Source organism: Martinezella tropici, from assembly GCF_003287875.1.
In the GTDB taxonomy this organism is placed as follows: domain Bacteria; phylum Pseudomonadota; class Alphaproteobacteria; order Rhizobiales; family Rhizobiaceae; genus Rhizobium; species Rhizobium tropici_C.
Genome location: NZ_QMKK01000061.1, coordinates 118991 through 139914 on the forward strand (window position 1 = coordinate 118991; position 20924 = coordinate 139914).

The following is a 20924-nucleotide window of genomic DNA, read 5'->3' on the forward strand; positions in this document are numbered from 1 at the left end:
CTGGCAGCACCGATGACCGTCAGGATGACCTTGAATGTCCTGCGAGCGAGTGCGGGATAGAACCCCGCGCATCTCGGTCGCGGCGCTCTTTTGACATCGGAATTTCGGGGAGGAACGACAATGACAACACAGGTTGAACAGAAGACGCCCAGGCGGGCAGCGCTTGCGAGTTGGCTCGGAAGTGCCGTCGAGTACTATGATTTCTTCGTCTACGGGACAGCGGCTGCGCTGATCTTTCCGAAAATCTTCTTTTCGGCGGAAGATCCGCAAACAGCGGCCATCGCCTCATTTGCAACCTTTGGTGTAGCCTACATCATGCGGCCGCTGGGAGCGGTCGTTCTCGGTCATGTCGGCGACAAGTTCGGCCGCAAGAAGGTGCTGACCTTCACATTGCTTCTCATGGGCTTTTCGACCTTCATCATCGGTTGCCTGCCGACCTACAATCAGGCTGGCATTCTGGCGCCGATTCTTCTGGTTCTCGCGCGCCTGCTGCAGGGCATTTCGGCTGCCGGCGAACAGGCTGGCGCCAGTTCCATGACGCTCGAACATGCCCCTGAAAATCGGCGTGCCTTCTTCACAAGCTTCACGCTGAGCGGAACGCAAGCGGGACTGATCCTTGCCACATTGGTCTTCATCCCGCTTGGAAAGCTCGATGAGGCTGCATTGATGTCATGGGGCTGGCGCGTGCCCTTCTTTCTGAGCTTCGTGGTCGTCATCGTCGGATTCTGGGTCCGCCGAACGCTCGCTGAAACGCCCGCTTTCCTGCAGGAAACAAAGAAATGTGAGGTCGCAAAAGTGCCGCTCGTCTCGCTTTTCACCAACTATTGGGCCGATGTTCTTCGCATCGTCTTTGCCGCGTTGATTTCCGTCGTCAGCACCATATTCAGCGTCTTCACTTTGTCCTATGCGGTCAATACCATGCATATCGATCGCTCGACGATGCTGACCGTTCTGGTGCTTGCCAATATCGTGGCATTGGGCGCCATTCCGGCATGGGCCACTCTTGCAGATCGCATCGGCCGCAAACCGGTGTTCATCTTCGGCGCCGTCGGCTGCGCGGTGCTGATCTGGCCCTACATCTGGGCTATCAGCCAGAACAATCTCATGCTCGTCTTCGTTCTCGGCATTCTGCTCTCGGGCGTGGTCTACAGCGCTTCCAACGGCATCTGGCCGGCGCTCTATGCGGAGATGTTCGATACCCGTGTGCGTCTGTCCGGCATGGCGGTCGGCACCCAGATCGGCTTTGCGCTCGGCGGTTTCGCACCGACGATCAGCGCAGCCGTGATGGGCACCGGACCGATGGGATGGGTGCCGGTTGCCGTGTTTACATCGATTACGGCCTTGATTGCTGCCGTCTCTGCGGCAACGGCAACGGAGACATACCGAACGCCGATCGATCAGCTCGGCAGGGACGGACGACGCTTTGCAGCCTCGGTTCGCCACGTCGATCGGACTGTCTAGCAGCTGGCTTCGGGACAGCGCTGACGGCCAGCGATCGCGGATGAGTTTGTTGAAAATCGCCAAGTGAACGGGATGAAACAATGAAAACCTCGATCGCGACCGTTTCGATCAGCGGTGACCTCAAGGAAAAACTTCAGGCCATCGCCAAGGCCGGCTTCGATGGTGTCGAAATCTTCGAGAACGATTTCCTCGCCTTCGATGAATCACCGCGCCAGGTTGGGCAAATGGTTCGGGATCATGGGCTGGAAATCACACTCTTTCAGCCCTTCCGGGACTTCGAGGGCATGCCTGAACCCTTGCGCAGCAGGACCTTCGATCGGGCCGAACGCAAGTTCGATCTGATGCAGGAAATGGGGACAGACCTCGTTCTCGTCTGCTCCAACGTTTCGTCCGCGGCGCTGGGCGGGATCGATCGCGCCGCAGCCGATTTCTTCGAGCTCGGCGAGAGAGCGGCCAAGCGCGGCCTGCGCGTCGGATACGAAGCGCTTGCCTGGGGACGGCATATTCACGATCACCGTGATGCCTGGGAAATCGTCCGCCGTGCCGATCATCCGAATATCGGTCTCATTCTCGACAGCTTCCACACCCTATCGCGCAAGATCGATGTCAATTCGATCCGGTCAATCCCGAAGGAGAAGATCTTCATCATCCAGCTTGCCGATGCGCCGCTGATCGACATGGATCTTCTCTATTGGAGCCGCCACTTCCGCAACATGCCGGGTGAGGGGGATCTTCCTGTTCTCGAATTCATGAAGGCCGTCGGCGCGACAGGCTACGACGGCTATCTGTCGCTGGAAATCTTCAACGATCAGTTTCGTGGCGGCTCGCCGACTGCCATTGCCGTCGACGGCCGGCGGTCGCTCGTCTATCTCGGCGATCAGGTTCGCCGCGCGGAGAACAGCAGCCTGACTTTGCCGCCCATGCCTGCGCGTGCCGATGCGAACGGCATCGCCTTTATCGAATTCACCGTCGACGAAGCCGAGGCGCCCGTTCTGTCCGATCGGCTGCGGGCACTGGGCTTTCGCCATGCGGGGCGTCACAAGACCAAGCGTGTCGATGTCTTCCGGCAGGGCGATATCAATCTGGTCGTCAATACCGATCCGGACGGGTTCGCCGGCGCCTCCTATGCTTTGCATGGGCAATCGGCCTATGCGATGGGATTGTGGGTGGATGATGCCGAAGCCGCAGTTGCGAGGGCTGTGGCCCTGGGCGCGGAACGTTTCGAGCAGCCATTGGATCCCGGTGAGATCGAAATGCCTGGTGTCAGGGGCGTCGGCGGTGGAGTCCTGTACTTTCTCGACCATAAAGGCCCCCTCGGACGCATATGGGAGATCGAATTCGATCCCGTCAACGACGAGACCGATCTGCGGCCAATCGGTCTGAGGAGGATCGATCATGTCGCGCAAACGACGAAATATGAGGAGCTGCTGACCTGGTTGCTTTTCTATACGGCAATGTTGAATGCATATAAGACGCCGATGGTCGATATTATCGATCCCGCCGGCGTCGTTCGCAGCCAGGTCGTCGAAAACGAGCCGGGCAGTCTGCGCATCACGCTGAACGGCGCGGAAAATCGCAACACTCTGGCCGGGCATTTTATCGCCGAGACCTTTGGTTCGGGCATTCAGCATCTCGCCTTTGCAACGGACGATATCTTCGCGGCAGCGTCTGCCTTATCGGATAACGGCTTTGCCACCCTGACGATCTCGCCCAACTATTATGACGATCTGGAGGCGAGGTTTGGTTTGGATCCGGCTTTCACCGATCGTCTGAAGGCTCACAACATCCTCTATGACCGCGACGATCACGGCGAATACTTCCAGCTATACAGTCCGACCTATGGCGAAGGCTTCTTCTTCGAGATCGTCCAGCGCAGCGGCTATCGCGGATATGGTGCGGCGAACGCCATTTTCCGCATCGCTGCGCTCAGGCGTCACCTGCGGCCGATTGGTCTGCCGAAACTTTAGGCTCTCCCCATCCGTGTAAAGCCTGTGTTAAAGCTTTGATCTTCAATGATGGGCAGGGGCAGACCCAGGAAGACGGGCAGGGCATGACGAAAGCGCAAGCGGCCAAGATCGAGCGTCTGACGCGAAAGAACGATCCAGACGCGACCAAGGAAAATATTCTGAAGATCGCGACCGAGGAATTCGTCGCAGCCGGTTTTTCCGGTGCGCGCGTGGATGAGATCGCCGAGCGCACCAAGACGTCCAAGCGCATGATCTACTATTATTTCGGCAGCAAGGAAGGGCTCTACCTCGCCGTTCTCGAGCAAGCCTATACGAAGATCCGTACGCTGGAGAGCGAGCTCGATCTTGAAAACATGCCGCCCGTCCAGGCGATGGCGCAATTGATCGCAAGCACCTTCGATCACGATGATCAGAATCCCGATTTCGTGCGCCTCGTCAGCATCGAAAACATCCATCGTGCCGAGCATATGAAGCGTTCGGTCGTCCTGTCGCAGACGAACATCGCAGTCATCGATATCATCACGGACATTCTCGAACGGGGCTATGCCGACGGCAGCTTCGTGCGTCGCGTCGATCCGGTCGATCTGCATATGATGATCAGCGCCCAGTGCTTCTTTCGCGTTTCTAATCGCCACACCTTCGGAGCGATCTTCGAGCGGGACTTGTCCTCGGAGGAGCTGAAGAAGCGGCACAAGTCCTTGATCATCGACGCCATTCTCGCCTTTCTAAGACAGCCTTCCTCCGAATTGGCTTGACGGCGGCCAAAGCCGCCTGGTTTGCGGCTGGGGATTTGCCAGGAGTGGGAAAGTATGCCTCTTGTTGACTTTACGTACTAGTTCGTACATTTTGCAGCTAAGCCTGTGGCATGGCTTCGATTTGCCGCTCGGGAGGAAAAATTGAATACTCAAGCCGCCCTTATTCCGCGCCAGCTTCATGTTGGATTGATCGGTGCCGGCATTGGCCGTTCGCTAACGCCGGCCATGCACATGCGTGAAGGCGAACATTGCGGCCTGTCCTATCGTTACGATCTCATCGACCTGGATGCGCGTGGCCTTTCCGTGTCGGACCTGCCGGCTCTTGTCGACGAGGCGGAGGCGCAAGGCTTTGCCGGCCTTAACATCACCCATCCCTGCAAGCAGGCGGCGGTCGCCCTGATGGACGAGCTGTCGCCGGATGCGCAGACGCTGCGATCCATCAACACGGTCGTTTTCCAAGGGAACCGCAGGATCGGGCACAATACCGATTGGTGGGGATTTGCCGAAAGTTTCCGGCGCGGACTGGCCGGTGTTTCACTCGATCACGTCGTGCAGCTGGGCGCGGGCGGCGCCGGCGTTGCCGTTGCCCATGCTGTGGCTGGGATGGGAGCCGGTTCGATCGAAATATTCGATCTCGATCCCTTGCGCGCAAAGGCACTCGTGGATCAGCTGCAGCCGGCTCACAGCACCTGCACTTTCTCGGTTGGCCATGATCTGGCCGCGGCCCTGGATGCTGCTTATGGCCTGGTTCACGCAACGCCGACGGGCATGGCCGCCCATCCTGGATTGCCGCTCGACGCGCAACTCCTGTCGGATCGCTTGTGGGTCGCCGAAATCGTCTATTTTCCGATCGAAACCGAATTGGTGACGGTTGCCAGAAAAACGGGGTGCCGCGTTCTCGATGGCGGCGGTATGGCGGTGTTTCAAGCGGTGAAGGCTTTCGAACTGTTCACCGGTATCCGACCGACGGCGGAGCGTATGATGCACAATTTCAATTCGTTGCGCAGCACGATCTGACGGCAGATGGCCTCAGATGCTCGATGGCTTAAGTCATGAGCAGGATGACCATGTCTCTGGCGCCGTTCGATGAAACGAGATCAGGGAAATGATGTTGCGCTGCCGTCGGCAATCGGTTCGCTTGCCGCGTCACGCCGATTGGACGGGTCTGTTCAAGATTGTGAGTTCCATCCAGAATGGGGAAGAAATCGGTTGGCCAGCGGTGATAGGCGGCCATCGCACACATGAAGATCGCATCGGCCCCATCGCTGACGCGCGCCAACGCTTCCACATCAGTTGCGTCCGTCGAAACGGTGCGCACCGCGCCGGCATCCATCGCCCCTGCGTTGCGGCTGATAAGAGTAACTTTATGGCCCTCCTCGGCAAGAAGCCAAGCAGTTTCGCGACCTACCGGGCCTGCACCAACGACAATCTAAGTACCCACTTTCAATTCATTCAGTTCAGCACCTTTAGGACGATTTTGCCTCGGATATGATCTTCTTGAAGGGCCTCTTGTGCCGCCGCTGCCTCACGAAGCCCGTAGGTGCGATCGACGTGGACTTTCACCCTGCCGCTGTCGATCAGTTCGGCGATCTTCTGGAGCTGTGCGCCGTTCGGCTGGGCGGTGTAGCGGCCGGACCTGATGCCTCGGGCTTCGGCGCGCTGTTTATTGGGCTCCGTCAGGGTGGAAATCAACGCGCCGCCGTTTTTGATGATCGAAAAGCTCCGATCCTGTGTCTCGCCGCTCACAAGATCGAAGACGAGATCGACCGGTTCGACGATGGTCTCGAAGCGTTCTGATTTATAGTCGATGATCTGGTCGGCGCCCAAGCCATTCAGGAATTCCCGGTCAGCCGCTGAAGCCGTAGTCGCCACCCAAGCACCCCTGGCCTTGGCGAACTGAATTGCAAGGTGGCCGACGCCGCCTGCGCCGCCATGGATGAGAACGCGCTGGCCGGCTTCAAGCTTGCCGTGATCGAAGAGGCCCTGCCATGCCGTGATGCCCGCAAGCGGCACGGCAGCGGCTAGAACGTGGTCCAGTGATTGAGGCTTCGTGGCGATTTCGGCCGATTTGGCGATCACGAATTCTTCGTAGCCGCCGTGATCCGGTGCCAGAAAGGCGAAAACCTCGTCACCCATCAGAAAACTTGAAACCGATTGGCCCGCATCGGCAATTTCGCCGCTGACGTCGCGACCGAGCACATACGGGAAATCTTCTTCGGTGACGACGGGATATTTGCCTTCGCGTATCTTCGCATCGACCGGATTGACACTCGCGGCAAAAACCTTGATGACGACTTCGTCGGTCGCTGGTATCGGCTGCTCGATTTGGTCGAGCTGCATGACTTCCGGCCCACCAAAACGATGAATTCGTACGGCTTGCATCGTTGAATCTCCGTGCTGATTTGATCTGAGAACCGCAATCTGCCGATGAGACGCGGAGGCGTCTTCATATTGTAGTGGCGATGCAATCAAAGCCTGCCGCGGCGCTTGGCAGCCTGCCTGAGAAGTAGGAGGTCTCTCCTTTTCTCGAGCATGTAATCGACATAGCCGATGCATGCACAGACAAGCAGGCTACCGCTTGCAGCCAGAATCATCAGCAATCCGATCACGATCGCTATCGTCATCATCGGCACCCGATTGAACCGCAACCGAACAAGCCACTCTGCCGGAAGTTCCAAAACCGGAGATATGAAGAATGCATGATCCGAAAGCGCTCATGTCCATGACAGGTATCTCCATGCCGCGACGCTGCCGAGAAGCTGAGTGACGCCACCACATAGCATAGCTGTGATGAAGCCGAGCTGAGGCTCATGGAAACATGCAAAGACCGATCCGAGTGACGCCACACCGATGGTAGCGCCGACCATGCGCGCAACGTTGATGAGTGCGCTTGCGGTTCCGGCTCGTTCGCTCCCCACGCTCGACACCGCGACTGCCGTGAGCGGCCCCGTCGCCAATCCCATGCCGATGCCGGTCAGCAGCAGGCCGAATTCCTCGGCGATCAACAGGTTTTCGGTAAAAGCAATGCCGAGCAGCATGTTTCCCAGACCCATCCCAGCCAGCCCCAGCGTAATCGTTCGCTGCTTGCCGAAATTTTCTGAAAGCGAGCCGGAAAAAGGCGATATCACCACAAAGCTCAATGCCATAGGTAGGAGCGCCAGGCCGACATCGGTCGGGTCCAATCTGTCAAGACCGAGCGAGGTGAGTGGAAACAGAAAGAGCGTGCCATACATACCGAAAGTCATTGCGGCCGTTCCCACCATGGCGCCGCTGAACCGCGTGTTGGAGAACACAGCGACCGGCACGAGGGCGCGCTGATCCAGGCGCCGTTCCACCACAACGAAAAACGAGAGCAGAACCAAGCCGCAAGACGCCAGCAAGATGGTCCAGAGCAAGGGTAGATGCGAGGATTCAATGGCCGCGAGGGTGATTGCCCCCAGCGATACCACGCCCAAGATCTGGCCGAGCGCGTCGAAGGATCTTCCCTTTCGGCCCGCGCTCTCCGGAACCCAAAGCAATGCCCCGATGGCAGCCATCACACCGATGGGAACGACGACAAGAAAGACAGCCCGCCAACCGAAGCTGTGGATCAGATATCCGCCGAGGCTCGGTCCGATGGCGAGCGACATGCCGTTGCATCCCGCCCAGATGCCGAGCGCGCGCTCGCGAACCTTCTCGTCCGGATAGAGCACCCGAATGAGCGAGAGAGAGGCGGGGATCAGAAGGGCGGATCCGCAGCCGGTTACCGCCCTGGCGCCGATCAGGATCGCGATCGCTGGAGCCAGGGCGCATCCAAGGCTTGCAATTGTGAAGATGATGCAGCCGATGATGAAAGTCAGACGCCGCCCATAAAGGTCAGCCAGCAGGCCGCCGGTAATGAGAAGGGCGGCGTAGACAAGGTTATAGGCATCGACGACCCACTGCAATTGCGTGACCGAAGCCGCGAGGCTCTTGCCGATTGGTTGAATCGCCAAGTTGACGACCGATGTGTCGACTTGCGCAACGATGACGCCGAGGCAAAGAACGATGAGCGAGGAGGGATGCAGTTTCGAAAGGTGTTTTTCGCGTTGCTCGATCGAGTGCATGGTTTTTCCTCTCGGAAGCAAACGTAGCGCGATTAACGTGAAGGAGCAGGGTAACGAGCGTCATCCATCCACGGCGGTCGTACCGATCGAGCGAGAGACCAAGACCGGCAGAAGCTTGTAGGAGGGCGTCTTTGATTTCTTGTCGTGATGAGCCAATGGAAACAGCGGATTGGCTTCAGGGTAATAGGCCGCGCAGCATCCTTCAGGGATGGCGTATTCAATGATCCGCAGGCCCGAGATCTGTCTGCCCGCCGCATCTGCAAGCGCGGTGTGAAGATCGATGCTCTCGCCCTCGACAAAACCGAGGCGGCGGATGTCCTCACCATTCATGAACACGACCATCCTGGTTCCTTCCACGCCGCGGAAGCGATCGCTGTAGCCGTAGACGGTGGTATTGAACTGATCGTTGGAGCGCAGAGTCGCAAGATAAAGAAGGCGACTGGTATCGCCGCGGATATCGAATTCCGGAAACAGGCGGGCCGGCGCGATGAAGTTTGCCTTCCCGGTCGGCGTTACCCATTTGCGTTCGCGCGCCGGAAGCGGGCGCGGAAATCCCCCGGGCTGGAAAAGGCGTTTGTTGAAGTTCTTGAATGTCTCCGGATAGGTCTCTTCGATCGCGTCGCGGATTTCCGCATAGTTCGCGACCCATCTGTCCCATGGAACTGCAGTGGCGCCGAGCGTCGCCTTGGCGAGGCCGGCAATGATCGCCGGCTCCGAACGCAAACCTGTGCTTGCAGGTGTTGCTCGCCCCCGCGAACCGTGAAAATGCGCGATGGAACTTTCGATCGAAACCGCTTGCGGACCACTCTCCTGTTCGTCGATTTCCAGGCGCCCAAGACACGGAAGCAGATAGGCGATCTCGCCATGGACGACGTGCGAGCGATTGAGCTTGGTGGCGATCGCGACCGTCAGGCGAAGCTTTCGCCAGGCCTTTTCCATCAGGTCCGTGTCGGGCACAGCTCGCAGAAAGTTGCCGCCGAGGCCAATGAAGGCACGGCTCTCTCCACGCAAGATGGCACCGCACGTCTCGACCGTCGAATGTCCCATCCACCTCGGTGGCTCGAAACGATAGAGCTGTGCCAGCTTGTCGAGCGGCGCCAGGCCCGGTTTCTCCGTAATGCCGACGGTGCGCTGTCCCTGCACGTTTGAATGGCCACGCACGGCGCATATGTTTGCCCCTGGCTTGCCGATATTTCCTCTCAGCAGGGCGAGGTTGGCTATCATATGCACATTGTCGACACCCATGATGTGCTGAGTGACCCCCATGCCATAGGCAATGACCACCGCCTGGGCGTTTGCATAGGTATTCGCGGCCTGTTCCATCTGTTGCCGGCTGAGGCCCGAAACGCGTTCCAGCTCCTCCCAGGAATGGGCTCTCGTGATCGAGGCAAATTGCTCGAATCCAGTCGTGTGTTCCTTGATGAAGTCGTGATCCAGTATGTGTTTCTTGTCGGCCGCCGCGATCGAGGCGGCGTAGGCGACCTGGGCGGCATTGGTCTGATCCTTCGGCTCGGCGTCCGCACCGGTGACCTTGCTGGTACCAGTCAGGCGCAAGGCATCATCCGTTTCGATCAAAGCCTTGCAAATACCGAACAGAGCTGCGGTATCCCCACCGTTGCGCACCTGATAATATTCCGTGGAAATAATCGTCTCCTTGCCGGAGAGCATCTGACTCGGTGCCTGCGGATTCTTGAAACGCTCCAGTCCGCGTTCGCGCAGGAGATTGATGGTAACGATCCGTACGCCCCGATCCGCGGCATCCTGCAGGTCGTGCAGCAGGCGAGGAGAAGAAGTTCCGACGTTCTGTGCGATATAGAAGATGCAGTCGCAGTTTTGGAAGTCGGAGAGGATTGCGGTGCCCACGGACGCGCCGATGCTCTCCGGCAGCGCGACGGAGCTGCTTTCGTGGCACATGTTCGATGAGTCCGGCAGGTTGTTGCTTCCGTACATGCGCGCAAAGAGCTGGTACATGTAGGATGCTTCCAGCGAGGCTCGGCCGGAGGTGTAAAAATCCACCTGTTCGGGGGCCAGGGCGCGCAGTTCGCGGCCGATTTCGGCAAAGGCCGCCTCCCATTCGACGGGTTCGTACCGGTCGCTATCGGGATTGAAGCGCATGGGCTGCGTCAGGCGGCCCTGCTCTTCTAGATCGTGATCGCTCCAGCTCGCCAATTCCGTGAGGGAGTGTCGGGCGAAGAACTCCACATCCGCCCTGCGATCGGTGACTTCCCAGGCCGTGGCCTTCGCGCCATTCTCGCAGAATTCCAATGGATGAGGCTTCGCCGGTTTTGCCCAGGCGCAACTGACACACATATAGCCGTCAGGTTTGTTCTGATGCGCAAGCAGGTTCGGTCCCTTTGCCGGGATGTGCTCGCGAAGCAGCACTTCACCCACTGATCTTGCCGATCCCCAGCCACCGGCTGGACCGTCATAAGCTCGAATTTTGGGAGGATTTTTTGGGTTGCCGGTCATCCGCATGCGTCCTGCATTTGTCGAACCTAAATCGAACAAAGAGCAGAACAATTGGTTCCACGTATCGGGGACGTGAAATCTCAGGGACAAACGATTGGGCACTTGGCTTCCCATTCAACTTGCGGGAAGAGTTCGAAGCTGGAATTTTTACCGGAATGCCTGGTGCTGAATGTCACCCAACGGCGGAAGGATCGACATTTCCGTCTCAGAATGCCGTGCCATGGTCGAGTGGAGCTCATCCAATGCGTGCCGGTGCACAAGGGCAAACAAGGCATCGTTCATGTTTGCGCCACTGAGGATTTCGGGATCGTCACAGGCAACATTGATCGTCCTCTCCACGACACGGTTTACAGCCGTTTCGCTGACGAGAAACCGGCGTGCCCAATTCCTCAGCATGGCGCGGAGCGTCGGATCTTTTGGGAATTTTGCTGGTTTCAGGAGGATCATCATGCTCTCCAATGTCCTTGCAGGCGGGAGCACGTATGAACCCTCAGCCGTCACCGCCTACTTGATCGGTTGGCAACGATATTTTGATAGTACTCCTTCGTGGGCGGGAGTCCATGTCAAATGCGATGCAAGGCAACGATGAATGGGCCTGCCGCGATATTCAAACCGCAGCCGAACCGCTCTAAAAGTCGACTATCGCGCGGGAGGCACGTCTATCGCCAGAAACGCTTGGTGTCGAGGACGTCGTCGAGGGCCGCCTGCGCCACCGCGATCAATGACCTCTTGTCGGCGTGCAGGATGACCGATGCGGCCTCGGGGTGGTCCCGCAGGCCGTGCTTCTCCAGCACGCTGGGGCCGGTCACCAGGTCGTTCAGCGCTCCAAGCTGATCCTGCAATTCTTCCGTGGCCTTGATGAAGCGCTTGTGGCGGCGAGCCTTCTTATGGTCGGCGAACAGCGTTTTGAAGAATTCCGCGGCATAACGCAGCTTTTTGGCATCCTTCCTTGCCTCGTGCCGCTGCTCGTCGTCGACATGTGCGAGATCGCGGCCGTGCTTCTTCAGCTTTTTCCGCATCTTGTCGAGAGCTTCGACCGCCTGTTCGCCGATCGTCTTGTCTTTCGCCGGTCCATCCAGATAGGCGCCCGTGTGCAGCCATTCATGGAAATCCAGCATCAGCGCTCTGGCGCGGGGCGATCCCAGCGCATTCTCGACCTCGTCATAGGCGGCTTTGCGGGCTTGCTGCAGCCTATCTGCAAAATCCCCGTCTTTCGCTTTCGGCAAAAGGACGTCGATGTTGCGGGCTTCGCCCAGGACACCGGCCAGCCAGCGGAATTCGCCGGATAGTCGGCGAGCTTCATCGTCCAGGACCGGCTTGAAGAGTGAGATGGCGGATCGCAGCCGCCGCATCGCGACGCGCGCCTGATGAAGCGCTTCCGCGCTTCTTCGATGCAGCAGTACGTTTTCGTTCAATCGAAATTGGCGGAAACAGGCCTGCGCTATCGCCTTGAACCCATCGACGGCGCTCGACCGCCACTCCAGGTCGATTTCCGCTGATTTATGCACATGTTGCGCTGCGGCCAGCAGCCGGTAGCCGCGCTCGGCCTTGGAGTGGACGCCGAACTTGAACGGAACGATCGCCTCGATCTTGCGTGCGAGAGCAAACAAATCCTTCGGATCGCCGTCCTTCAGTTCCAGTTCTATCTCGCAGATAGGCGCCTGTCGATCAGCCTCCGCGGCCGTGCCCCGATCGGCAGCAAGCTCGATTTTGGAGCCGTTCTCGACCAGCTTCCAAATCCGGCGGTCGATGGAAACCTCAAACTGGGGAAGGAGATCTTCCCGAATATCGCCGAACTGATTGAGAAGAGGGCTCGTATGGTCGAGGGCAGGGACGTCCGTCTCGACGGCGGTCTCCCATTCCGATCGGGCGAAGAGCGACGCGCTGGGACCGGCTGCCTTCACCGTTTGCGTCTTCACGGCACCGGAGCGGCGGATACGGAGTGTGAAACCTGCGTTGAACAATCTGCGGTCGTCCGTATCGAAATAAATTGAATGCTGCTCGACCGTCTCGGCGGGTTCGCCGAGAAGGTCCGACGCGACGAGGCTGTCCATCTCCAAATGCGACAGATCAAGCTTCAGTTCGATTTCAGCCACCTTCATGCTCCCTATACCCAATATGATCTATGGAATGGTTTCCTGGTAGGGATAATTCAATCGTCTCACAGTCAGATGAAAGCATGCTTTCTCCGCAAGATCACTGTCTGGCGTGATGAAATCGACCGAAAGCAAGGATATGGCCACGATAAATCGGTAAGGCGGCCAAGGGCTCACCTTCGATCATCGCGAGTCCTGGTCCTACCCATCATCGGCAGGCCTGGACGCTTCAGACCGCTGCTTCGTTGGCAGCCGGCTAGTGGCGCTTGAAATATTGCACCTCGCGCTCGTGCTTTTCGGCAGCCTCACGCGTTTTGAAGGTGCCGAGATTCCTGCGCTTGTTTGTCTTCGGATCGACCTTGCGCGAGTAAAGCCGGTATTCGCCGGATTTCAGTTTGCGGATCATGGGCGTGTTCTCCGTTCAAGGAGATTTAATCCTCGCAGGGCTGTTCTGGTTCCAAGGGACCCGATCGGCGCAATGCCATTGCCTTCGTGCCCCGCCACATCGTGAAAGCCGGAACGAGCGCTGCGCGGTCCTCACTAAATCCAAGGCACGCGCAATCTTCTGGGAACAATTGGCCGCCCGTCTGGTTGTCGCTCAGGCAGCAGCGGAGGCTTCGAGATGAGCAAGCTTGCTCTGCCCCGGCTGCCAGGCAAAGGCGCGTGAGGTCCACGATCAGATGCCGGCCTGGAAACACTGGCTGGACGCTATTACCCGATCTGCATCGGTTGCCATCAGGGAGGCAAAGATCATGAAGTTCACGATCAACGGTGAAGACGTTGAGGTGCAAGCCGATATTCGCACATCGCTGCTCGATCTGCTGCGCAATATCCTTGGCTTTACCGGCACAAAGAAGGGATGTGATCAGGGCGCTTGCGGCGCCTGCACCGTCTTGGTCGACGGTGAGCGCATCAATTCCTGTCTGGCGCTCGCAATCCAGTATCAGGGCCGCAGCATCACGACGATCGAGGGTATTGCTTCGGAAAGCGGGCTTCATCCGCTGCAACAGGCTTTCGTCGAATGCGAGGGCTTTCAATGCGGATATTGTACGCCGGGGCAGCTCTGCTCCGCGATCGGTATGATGCATGAGGTCGATCGCAACGTGCCGAGTGCGGCCACGAAGGACCTTTCGGCAGCGAGCGTCGTTCTCGATGAGATCGAGCTTCGCGAACGAATGAGCGGCAATCTCTGTCGATGCGGCGCCTATAACGGCATTGTCGAGGCCATCTCGCAGACCTTCGCGGAAAGTGAAAGCGAGAACGAGAGGAGGGTACGGGCATGAACCTCTTCTCCTACGAGCAGGCATCCAACGCCGCCGCCGCCATCGATCTTGCCAAAGCCGGCAACGCGCCGCGATATCTAGGGGGAGGCACGAATCTCGTCGATCTGATGCGCGAAGATATCGAACGCCCGGACATGCTGATCGATATCACGCAATTGCCCGCCGACATCGAGCCACGCTCCGACGGCAGTCTTCTGATCGGCGCCGCGGCAAAGAACACCGCGCTTGCGGCAGATTCCTACGTCCGCTCGGCCTTGCCACTGCTTTCCCGCTCCATTCTTGCGGGGGCAAGCGCTCAAATCCGCAACATGGCAACCGTCGGCGGCAATATCTTGCAGCGCACGCGCTGTCGTTACTTTTATGACGATGCGGCTCATTGCAACAAGCGGCATCCGGGTGACGGCTGCGACGCCAGAGACGGTTTCAACCGCTATCATGCGATCCTTGGCGCTTCGCCTTCCTGTGTCGCGACCCATCCGTCCGACATGTGCGTTGCGCTTGCCGCGTTGGATGCGAGGCTGCACCTGAAGGGTCCTATCGGCTTGCGCAGCATGCCTTTCCTGGATCTGCATAGATTGCCCGGAGAAAGGCCCGATATCGAAACAGACTTGCAGCCGAACGAACTGATCACCGCAGTGGAAATTCCGCCGCTTCCCTTCGCCCGGCGTTCCACCTATCGCAAGGTGCGCGACCGGGCAAGCTATGCCTTCGCTTTGATCTCCGTCGCCGCCGCCGTCGACATCGACGAGGCGGGCAAGGTGCACGATGCCCGCCTGGCACTCGGCGGCGTCGCCCACAAGCCCTGGCGCGCCTTGAAGGCCGAAGCGGTCCTGAAAGGCGCACCTGCCAATGTCGAAAGCTTTCGCGCGGCAGCCGAAGCGGAACTCGCCGCGGCGATTGGGCTGAAGGATAACGGATTCAAGATCGAGCTGGCGAAACGAACGATCGTCGCCGTTCTCGATGAGTTGAAGGGAGAGGGCGCATGAGCGTACAATCCGATACCCCGAAAGGAATCCCCGGTAAATGGCAGCCGGCTGTCACATCCGATCCGCTGCTGCGCAAGCACGGTGCGCTCGGACGGCCGATCTCACGCGTCGACGGGCCGCTCAAAGTTGAAGGCAAGGCCCGTTTTGCAGCCGAATATCCTTATGAAAACATGTGCTACGCCGCTCTCGTCTTCAGCAAGATCGCGCGGGGCCGCATAACGGAGCTTGATACTGCCGCTGCCGAAAAGGCGCCCGGCGTCGCACTGGTGATGACCTACCGGAATGCGCCCCGGATGAAAGCGCCGTCCCTGATGATGTCCTCGCCCTCGGCCGCCGGCGCAAGCGACCTGCCCGTCATGCAGAATGACGAAATCCACTGGAACGGCCAGGCTGTCGCGGTGGTTCTCGCGGAAACGCAGGAGCAAGCCGACCATGCGGCATCGCTGATCGCGGTGGACTATGCTCCGCTTCCGGCGGTCACGTCCTTTGAGGAGGCCAAGAGGAAGCCGCGTCAGCTGGAGACATTGCTCGGCCAGCCGCCGATCCTGGACATCGGCGATGCGGAAGCTGCCCTGAAGGCATCTGAAGTTCAGGTGGACAATATCTATCGGACGCCTCGGTACAATCACAATGCAATCGAACTGCACGCCGCGACGGCCGTCTGGAAAGGCGATGAACTGCGCGTGCACGATGCGACACAGATGATCGATCTGACCGCGGGACAACTCGCCGATATTTTCGGCATCGATCCGGGCAAGGTGCGCGTGACCTCTCCCTATGTCGGCGGAGGTTTCGGCGGCAAATGCCTGTGGGATCATCAGATCCTGGCATGCGCGGCCGCCAAACTCGCGCAGCGCCCGGTCCGTGTCATGCTGTCGCGCGAGGGCGTCTTCCGTCTTGTCGGCGGCCGTACGGTGACGGAGCAACGCGTGGCCTTGGGCGCCAACACCGACGGAACGCTCAATGCGCTTGTTCATACCGGCATCGTCGCGATGACGCTGCATAATTCCTGCCCAGAGCAGTTCACCTTTCCGGCCCGGCATCTGTATGCCGCCAAAAGCTTCCGCTTGGCCCAGGAGGTTGCAGACATGGATATGCTGGCGAATACCTTCATGCGCGCACCTGGCGAAGCCGTCGGGACGTTTGCGCTGGAATGCGCGCTGGACGAACTGGCCGACAAGCTTGGCATCGATCCGGTCGAACTGCGCAGGCGCATCGAGCCGGAAAAGGATCCAACGAGCGAAAAGCCCTTCTCCTCGCGTCATTTGCTCCAGGCCTATGAGAAGGGTGCCAAGCAATTCGGCTGGCATCGCCGCGATCCGCAGCCGCGCCGGCGGCGCGAAGGGGAATGGCTGATCGGCATGGGCTGTGCGACTGCGACCTATCCCTATCATCGCTTTCCCGGAACTGCGGCAAGCATCAGGCTGACGGCTGACGGCCGCGTCACGGTTTCGACGGCGGTTCACGACATGGGTATGGGAACGGCAACGGCGCAGACACAGCATATCGCCGTGCGTCTTGGCATCCCGGCCGATCGCATCACCTTCGAATATGGCGATAGCGCCTTGCCTCGCGGCATCATCGCCGGCGGCTCGACTCAGACGGCTTCGATCGGCGGCGCGGTCATCGCCGCGACGGAAGTCTTCATCGAAGAGCTGATCAAGCTTGCAGGAAATGCCTCGCCGCTCGCCGGCCTTTCGCTTACCGATGTCGAGCCGCGCGATGGAGGGATCGGTCATCGCGATGATGCCGACCGCTTCGAGACGTATGAATCGATTCTCCGTCGTTCCGGCCGCAATGAGCTTGTCTGCCAGGCCGAAGCACCGCAGCCGGCCGAGATGGAGGCTTTCTCCATGCACTCCTACGGTGCGCAATTCTGCGAAGTCCGCGTCAGCGAGATTACCGGAGAGATTCGGGTTACGCGCTTCCTCGGTTCATTCGATGCCGGGCGAATTCTGAATGCCAGGACGGCCACCAGCCAGTTCAAGGGAGGCATCGTCATGGGAATTGGTCTCGCCTTGACGGAAGAGACGAATTTCGATGAGCGAACGGGCCGCATCGTCAATGCCTCGCTTGCCGAATATCATGTACCCGTGCAGATGGACGTGCCGCAGATCGATATCATCTATACTGATGTCGCCGATCCGCAGGCACCGATGGGAGCGCGGGGGATCGGCGAGATCGGCATAACGGGCGTGGCGGCCGCCGTCGCCAATGCCGTCTTTAACGCGACCGGCAGGCGTATTCGTGAATTACCGATCACACTTGATAAAATTATCTAACGTAAGTGTAGCCTTAAACTAAGCGGATCACATCGCGTGGTATCCGCCAATGAAGAATTCGCAAGATTGTGGGAGCAGGCGGCATGTTTCGGCGGCGGTAGCTGTGCATCTATCCGGACTTCTTTCGCCGGTTATAGTCTGTCGAGTAGGTATTTCGCATGATGGCGAATACGCAGCTCTTGAGAACGAAGCTATCTGGATGGGAAAGACCGCTGCCCCGTGTCGCCTGCATTCATTGGTGAAATAGGAAGACAGTATTTTTTGAAAGTCTTCATGGAACCAAAGCCTAACCCGTCTGTTTGGAAGTCGAGACCGACAATGTCTCGCAATCAAACTAAGGAGAAAGAACATGGCAACTCAAGGCGGTTCACATGATCAGCATGTCAAGGCTGGCCAGCAGAGCCACAAGAATACCGGCACGAAGCAGCAAGCTTCATCTCGGAACGAGCAGTCAAAAGAGGGAACGCGTGGTGGCAGCCACGAACAACATGTGAAGGCCGGCCAGAAGAGTCACAAGAACTCGTGATTCAGTTTTCATGCAATGCCGCGCAGGCGGTCTTTCTCTGCGGGCGGTAGGAAGCCAGCCGCCCGAAAGAACTCACCGATAATCGTTGGAGGAAACAATGGCATCCGAGAAAACGTTGAACGATCTGTTCCTGGATACTCTGAAAGACATATACTACGCCGAGAAGCAAATTCTCAAGGCCCTGCCCAAGATGGCGCGTGCGGCGCAGGCAGAAGAAGGCAAGCAAGGCTTTCTGCACCACCGCGATGAAACGCAAGGTCATGTCGAGCGCCTGGAGCAGGTCTTCGAAATGCTGGGGAAGCCGGCACGGGGCAAGACATGCGAGGCGATCCAGGGCATCATAGCCGAAGCCGACGAGATCACCGAAGAGTTCAAGGGTACGCCCGCTCTCGACGCTGGCCTCATCTCTTCCGCCCAGGCTGTCGAGCACTACGAAATCGCCCGCTACGGTACTCTGATCGAATGGGCCAAGCAACTCGGGTTGAAGGACGCAGTGCCCCTTCTTCAGCAGACGCTGGCGGAAGAAAAAGCGACCGACCAGAAGCTTACTAAGCTCGCGGAAACGGCCGCGAACGCGAAGGCGAAAAGAGCGGCGTAGAAACCTGGCCGCATTTTCATGCGTCGATGCGCTGCCGAGGCAGCGCATCGCTCGCGATCAAACATGAAAGCACTCTGCTAACGGCGCAGAATAGCCGAGGGAATTCGTAGGAAAATTTTCAGTCCCGCCGGATTCCATTCGCGTTCGATGGATCCCTGAAGCGACCCGATCGTTGCTTTTTCGAGCTGCGAACCAAAGCCGCCAGGACCGTCGGGCTGATGGACGGCAGGCCCTCCGATTTCCCTCCAGATGAGCGAGAAGTCCGTATCGTCGCGCACCTCGATTTCAATGCGGCCCTCCGGTGCCGATAAGGCTCCGTACTTGGTCGCGTTCGTCGAGAATTCGTGCAGCAGCAAGGCAAGCGACGTCAGCATGTTCCCGCGCACCGGGACATCCTGGCCTCTTATAGAGATGCGCTCCACGCCGTCGACTTGATGGGCGGCAAAGAGAGCCTTGACGAGGGCGAAGAGCGTTGTTTCCTGCGACAGACAGCTCTCGGCTAATCCGACATCGGGGAGGGTGAGCTCGTTTGCGATCGCCAACGCGCTTATCCGGGCGCGCACGTCGCGTGCAAGTTCGTGGACCGTTGTCGCCGTGCGCTCACTCAAGCCGATCACTGCGTTCGCGATAGCGAAGATATTCTTGATTCTATGGTTCATTTCACGAAGCAGAAGGACCTGACGTTCGGTGGCGCGCTTGCGCTCTGAAATGTCGCGGGCGACTTTCGAAGCTCCGACGATGCTGCCATGGCTATCGCGGACCGGGGAAACCGTCAGCGAAATATCCAGCAAGGTCCCATCCTTGCGGCGGCGGACGGTTTCATAGTGCTCAATCCTCTTTCCGCCGCGAATGCTGGCGATGATAACGTCTTCTTCATGCAGTCGGTCTGCGGGGATGATAATGGAAATATGCTGGCCGATCGCTTCGTCCGCGGTATATCCGAAAAGCCGTTCAGCGCTTCGGTTCCAGCTCGTGATGTGCCCGGTGAGGGATTTGCTGACGATCGCATCGTCGGAGTTCTCGACGATCGCCGCGAGCAGGGCCTGCGCCAAAGGAGCGCCGGCGCTACCGGGTTCCGCAGGCGAGACGACCGTGTTTGATGATGAGGAAGTTGTTGCCGTATCTTGTTGGAAATCTGTCGATTTCAGTAGACGAGGTGCCTCTTCACGCATTCGCTGCCTCCCGTTTCCGTCCGCCGTTTTGGTGAACCACCATCTCCTGTATTTTTCGATACTCAAGGAGATGGGGCAGCCGGCTGCCGGACGCAAGGGGCCTTCATGCTCAGCTCATGCGGGAATCGGGCGTTCGGTTCTCGCACCCAGGAGACGGAAACCATCTCCGGCCATTCGAGCCTAACGCCTCATCACATTCATGACCAGCGTGACAACGAAGAATAACAGGAAGATGAAGAACAGCACCTGAGCAATTGACGCCGACGCGCCGGCGATGCCACCAAATCCGAGGGCGCCCGCGATCAGGGCTACGACGAGAAATACCAACGCGTAGTAAAGCATCTTACTCTCCATTTGTTGCTGAAATGGAGAACGAAGCAGCTATCAGTTTTGTTCCATCGTTAGTGATGAGGGGCTAAGCGGCAAACTTCGCTTCCCGCGAGTAAGCCTTGCGGCTATCATCAGCCGGCGGCGGCGGTTCGGCGGCTTCCAAATACAGTCTCGCGGGCACGCTGAGTGCGAACCATAGACTGGCGCCGAGGAGAAACAATGCCGTCGTCTGATCGTCCACCTGGACGCAGAATGGAAAGATGACCGAGGTGAACAGCACCGTCAGGCGAACAGCCCATTCGGCCTCACGCTTGCGAACCGCAATGGCCGCCAGCGCACGATAGGCACGGATATTATAGGTCGTCGTGCTGCGACCGAGGGCCAGCATCCGGAGCGAAGGAATGGAGAGCATCAGCAGACCGGCGAGTGTTATCCCGTAGGCTGTGCCTGCCAGGAAGAGGCTGCTTGCGGACAGAAGCGACAAAATGACGAAGAGATTCCAGACAGGAGCAAGTTTCTGCGGCGATTGGCCTGTTTGCTCGTGCCACGTCCGCAGCGCCATCGCTCCGCAATCAAGCAATGGTCGGTCGACATAACGATTGATGAATTCCATGAGGCGCCCTTCCAAAGTCGTAGGTAGCCAAGACCAGAAAAATTCGGCATCAGCATGGCAGGCACTCAGTTGCGATGAAAATAGACAGCGATCCTGGCGCCGCGCGGCGGCGAAGAGGGAACAATCCGTTTTGAACTTGGTTCATTGGCTGATTTCGGAGAATGCGCTTCCTTGGGGAGGCTCCTATGTTGCCGGTCTTCGTGTCCATCGAAAAGGAGGGTAAGATGTCGGCTTCGGCATTCCAGGACACCTTCCTCGGGCATTCACGAAGTTCAGATATCCTTGCAATCCGATTTATTGT

18 protein-coding genes are annotated in these 20924 nt (G+C 58.5%); 9 read left to right on the forward strand and 9 right to left on the reverse strand.

What is annotated here, in order from left to right; genetic code table 11:
* Nucleotides 1-120 precede the first annotated feature (120 nt).
* The 4 genes from DQ393_RS31570 to DQ393_RS31585 all read left to right on the forward strand — a co-directional run bounded on the left by DQ393_RS31570 (nt 121) and on the right by DQ393_RS31585 (nt 5200).
* Nucleotides 121-1461 carry an MFS transporter gene (locus DQ393_RS31570; protein ID WP_112345615.1) on the forward strand — a complete coding sequence of 447 codons (1341 nt, stop codon included), beginning with the start codon at nt 121-123 and terminating at the stop codon, nt 1459-1461.
* Nucleotides 1462-1541: 80 nt separating this feature from the next.
* Nucleotides 1542-3428 carry a bifunctional sugar phosphate isomerase/epimerase/4-hydroxyphenylpyruvate dioxygenase family protein gene (locus DQ393_RS31575; protein ID WP_112345616.1) on the forward strand — a complete coding sequence of 629 codons (1887 nt, stop codon included), beginning with the start codon at nt 1542-1544 and terminating at the stop codon, nt 3426-3428.
* A gap of 83 nt (nt 3429-3511) precedes the next feature.
* Nucleotides 3512-4183, forward strand: coding sequence for a TetR family transcriptional regulator (locus tag DQ393_RS31580; protein WP_112345617.1), 672 nt, complete (start codon nt 3512-3514; stop codon nt 4181-4183).
* A gap of 141 nt (nt 4184-4324) precedes the next feature.
* On the forward strand, nt 4325-5200 hold the full coding sequence (locus tag DQ393_RS31585) for a shikimate dehydrogenase (RefSeq protein WP_112345618.1): 876 nt from the start codon (nt 4325-4327) through the stop codon (nt 5198-5200).
* Between the two features lie 28 nt (nt 5201-5228).
* Here the strand turns inward: DQ393_RS31585 and DQ393_RS31590 are convergent, their stop codons facing one another.
* The 6 genes from DQ393_RS31590 to DQ393_RS31625 form a co-directional block, all read right to left on the reverse strand.
* Entirely contained in the window at nt 5229-5612 is a 384-nt protein-coding gene (locus DQ393_RS31590; RefSeq protein WP_245430545.1) for an NAD(P)H-binding protein, read from the reverse strand.
* A 23-nt stretch (nt 5613-5635) separates the two neighbouring features.
* The gene (locus DQ393_RS31595) at nt 5636-6565 is read right to left on the reverse strand and encodes an NADP-dependent oxidoreductase (RefSeq protein ID WP_112345619.1); all 930 of its coding nucleotides are present in this window, start codon (nt 6563-6565) and stop codon (nt 5636-5638) included.
* 332 nt (nt 6566-6897) lie between these two features.
* Complete coding sequence (locus tag DQ393_RS31605; RefSeq protein ID WP_112345621.1) at nt 6898-8268, reverse strand: MFS transporter; 1371 nt, start codon at nt 8266-8268, stop codon at nt 6898-6900.
* A 60-nt stretch (nt 8269-8328) separates the two neighbouring features.
* Nucleotides 8329-10737: an FdhF/YdeP family oxidoreductase gene (locus DQ393_RS31610; protein ID WP_112345905.1), complete on the reverse strand. Its 2409-nt coding sequence runs from the start codon at nt 10735-10737 to the stop codon at nt 8329-8331.
* A 659-nt stretch (nt 10738-11396) separates the two neighbouring features.
* On the reverse strand, nt 11397-12833 hold the full coding sequence (locus DQ393_RS31620) for a CHAD domain-containing protein (RefSeq protein WP_432422050.1): 1437 nt from the start codon (nt 12831-12833) through the stop codon (nt 11397-11399).
* 256 nt (nt 12834-13089) lie between these two features.
* Nucleotides 13090-13239 (reverse strand): hypothetical protein, encoded by a 150-nt coding sequence (locus DQ393_RS31625; RefSeq protein WP_112345624.1) that lies wholly within the window; start codon nt 13237-13239, stop codon nt 13090-13092.
* A gap of 346 nt (nt 13240-13585) precedes the next feature.
* Between DQ393_RS31625 and DQ393_RS31630 the strand changes: the two genes are divergently transcribed.
* From DQ393_RS31630 to DQ393_RS31645, 5 genes are all read left to right on the forward strand, one after another.
* Entirely contained in the window at nt 13586-14116 is a 531-nt protein-coding gene (locus tag DQ393_RS31630) for a 2Fe-2S iron-sulfur cluster-binding protein (protein ID WP_112345906.1), read from the forward strand.
* The gene (locus DQ393_RS31635) at nt 14113-15102 is read left to right on the forward strand and encodes an FAD binding domain-containing protein (protein WP_112345625.1); all 990 of its coding nucleotides are present in this window, start codon (nt 14113-14115) and stop codon (nt 15100-15102) included. Before DQ393_RS31630 ends, DQ393_RS31635 begins: the two co-directional genes overlap by 4 nt.
* Nucleotides 15099-17384, forward strand: coding sequence for a xanthine dehydrogenase family protein molybdopterin-binding subunit (locus tag DQ393_RS31640; RefSeq protein ID WP_112345626.1), 2286 nt, complete (start codon nt 15099-15101; stop codon nt 17382-17384). The genes DQ393_RS31635 and DQ393_RS31640 overlap by 4 nt, the downstream gene beginning before the upstream one ends.
* 349 nt (nt 17385-17733) lie before the next feature.
* A complete protein-coding gene (locus DQ393_RS33630; RefSeq protein WP_169645414.1) occupies nt 17734-17910 on the forward strand; it encodes a hypothetical protein in 177 nt (58 codons plus the stop codon).
* Nucleotides 17911-18007: 97 nt separating this feature from the next.
* The gene (locus tag DQ393_RS31645) at nt 18008-18508 is read left to right on the forward strand and encodes a ferritin-like domain-containing protein (protein WP_112345627.1); all 501 of its coding nucleotides are present in this window, start codon (nt 18008-18010) and stop codon (nt 18506-18508) included.
* 77 nt (nt 18509-18585) lie between these two features.
* Here the strand turns inward: DQ393_RS31645 and DQ393_RS31650 are convergent, their stop codons facing one another.
* The 3 genes from DQ393_RS31650 to DQ393_RS31660 all read right to left on the reverse strand — a co-directional run bounded on the left by DQ393_RS31650 (nt 18586) and on the right by DQ393_RS31660 (nt 20623).
* Nucleotides 18586-19680, reverse strand: a complete 1095-nt coding sequence (locus DQ393_RS31650; protein WP_112345628.1) for a PAS domain S-box protein — start codon at nt 19678-19680, stop codon at nt 18586-18588.
* Between the two features lie 180 nt (nt 19681-19860).
* Entirely contained in the window at nt 19861-20022 is a 162-nt protein-coding gene (locus tag DQ393_RS31655) for a DUF1328 domain-containing protein (protein ID WP_112345629.1), read from the reverse strand.
* Between the two features lie 73 nt (nt 20023-20095).
* Nucleotides 20096-20623 carry a hypothetical protein gene (locus DQ393_RS31660; RefSeq protein WP_112345630.1) on the reverse strand — a complete coding sequence of 176 codons (528 nt, stop codon included), beginning with the start codon at nt 20621-20623 and terminating at the stop codon, nt 20096-20098.
* Nucleotides 20624-20924 lie beyond the last annotated feature (301 nt).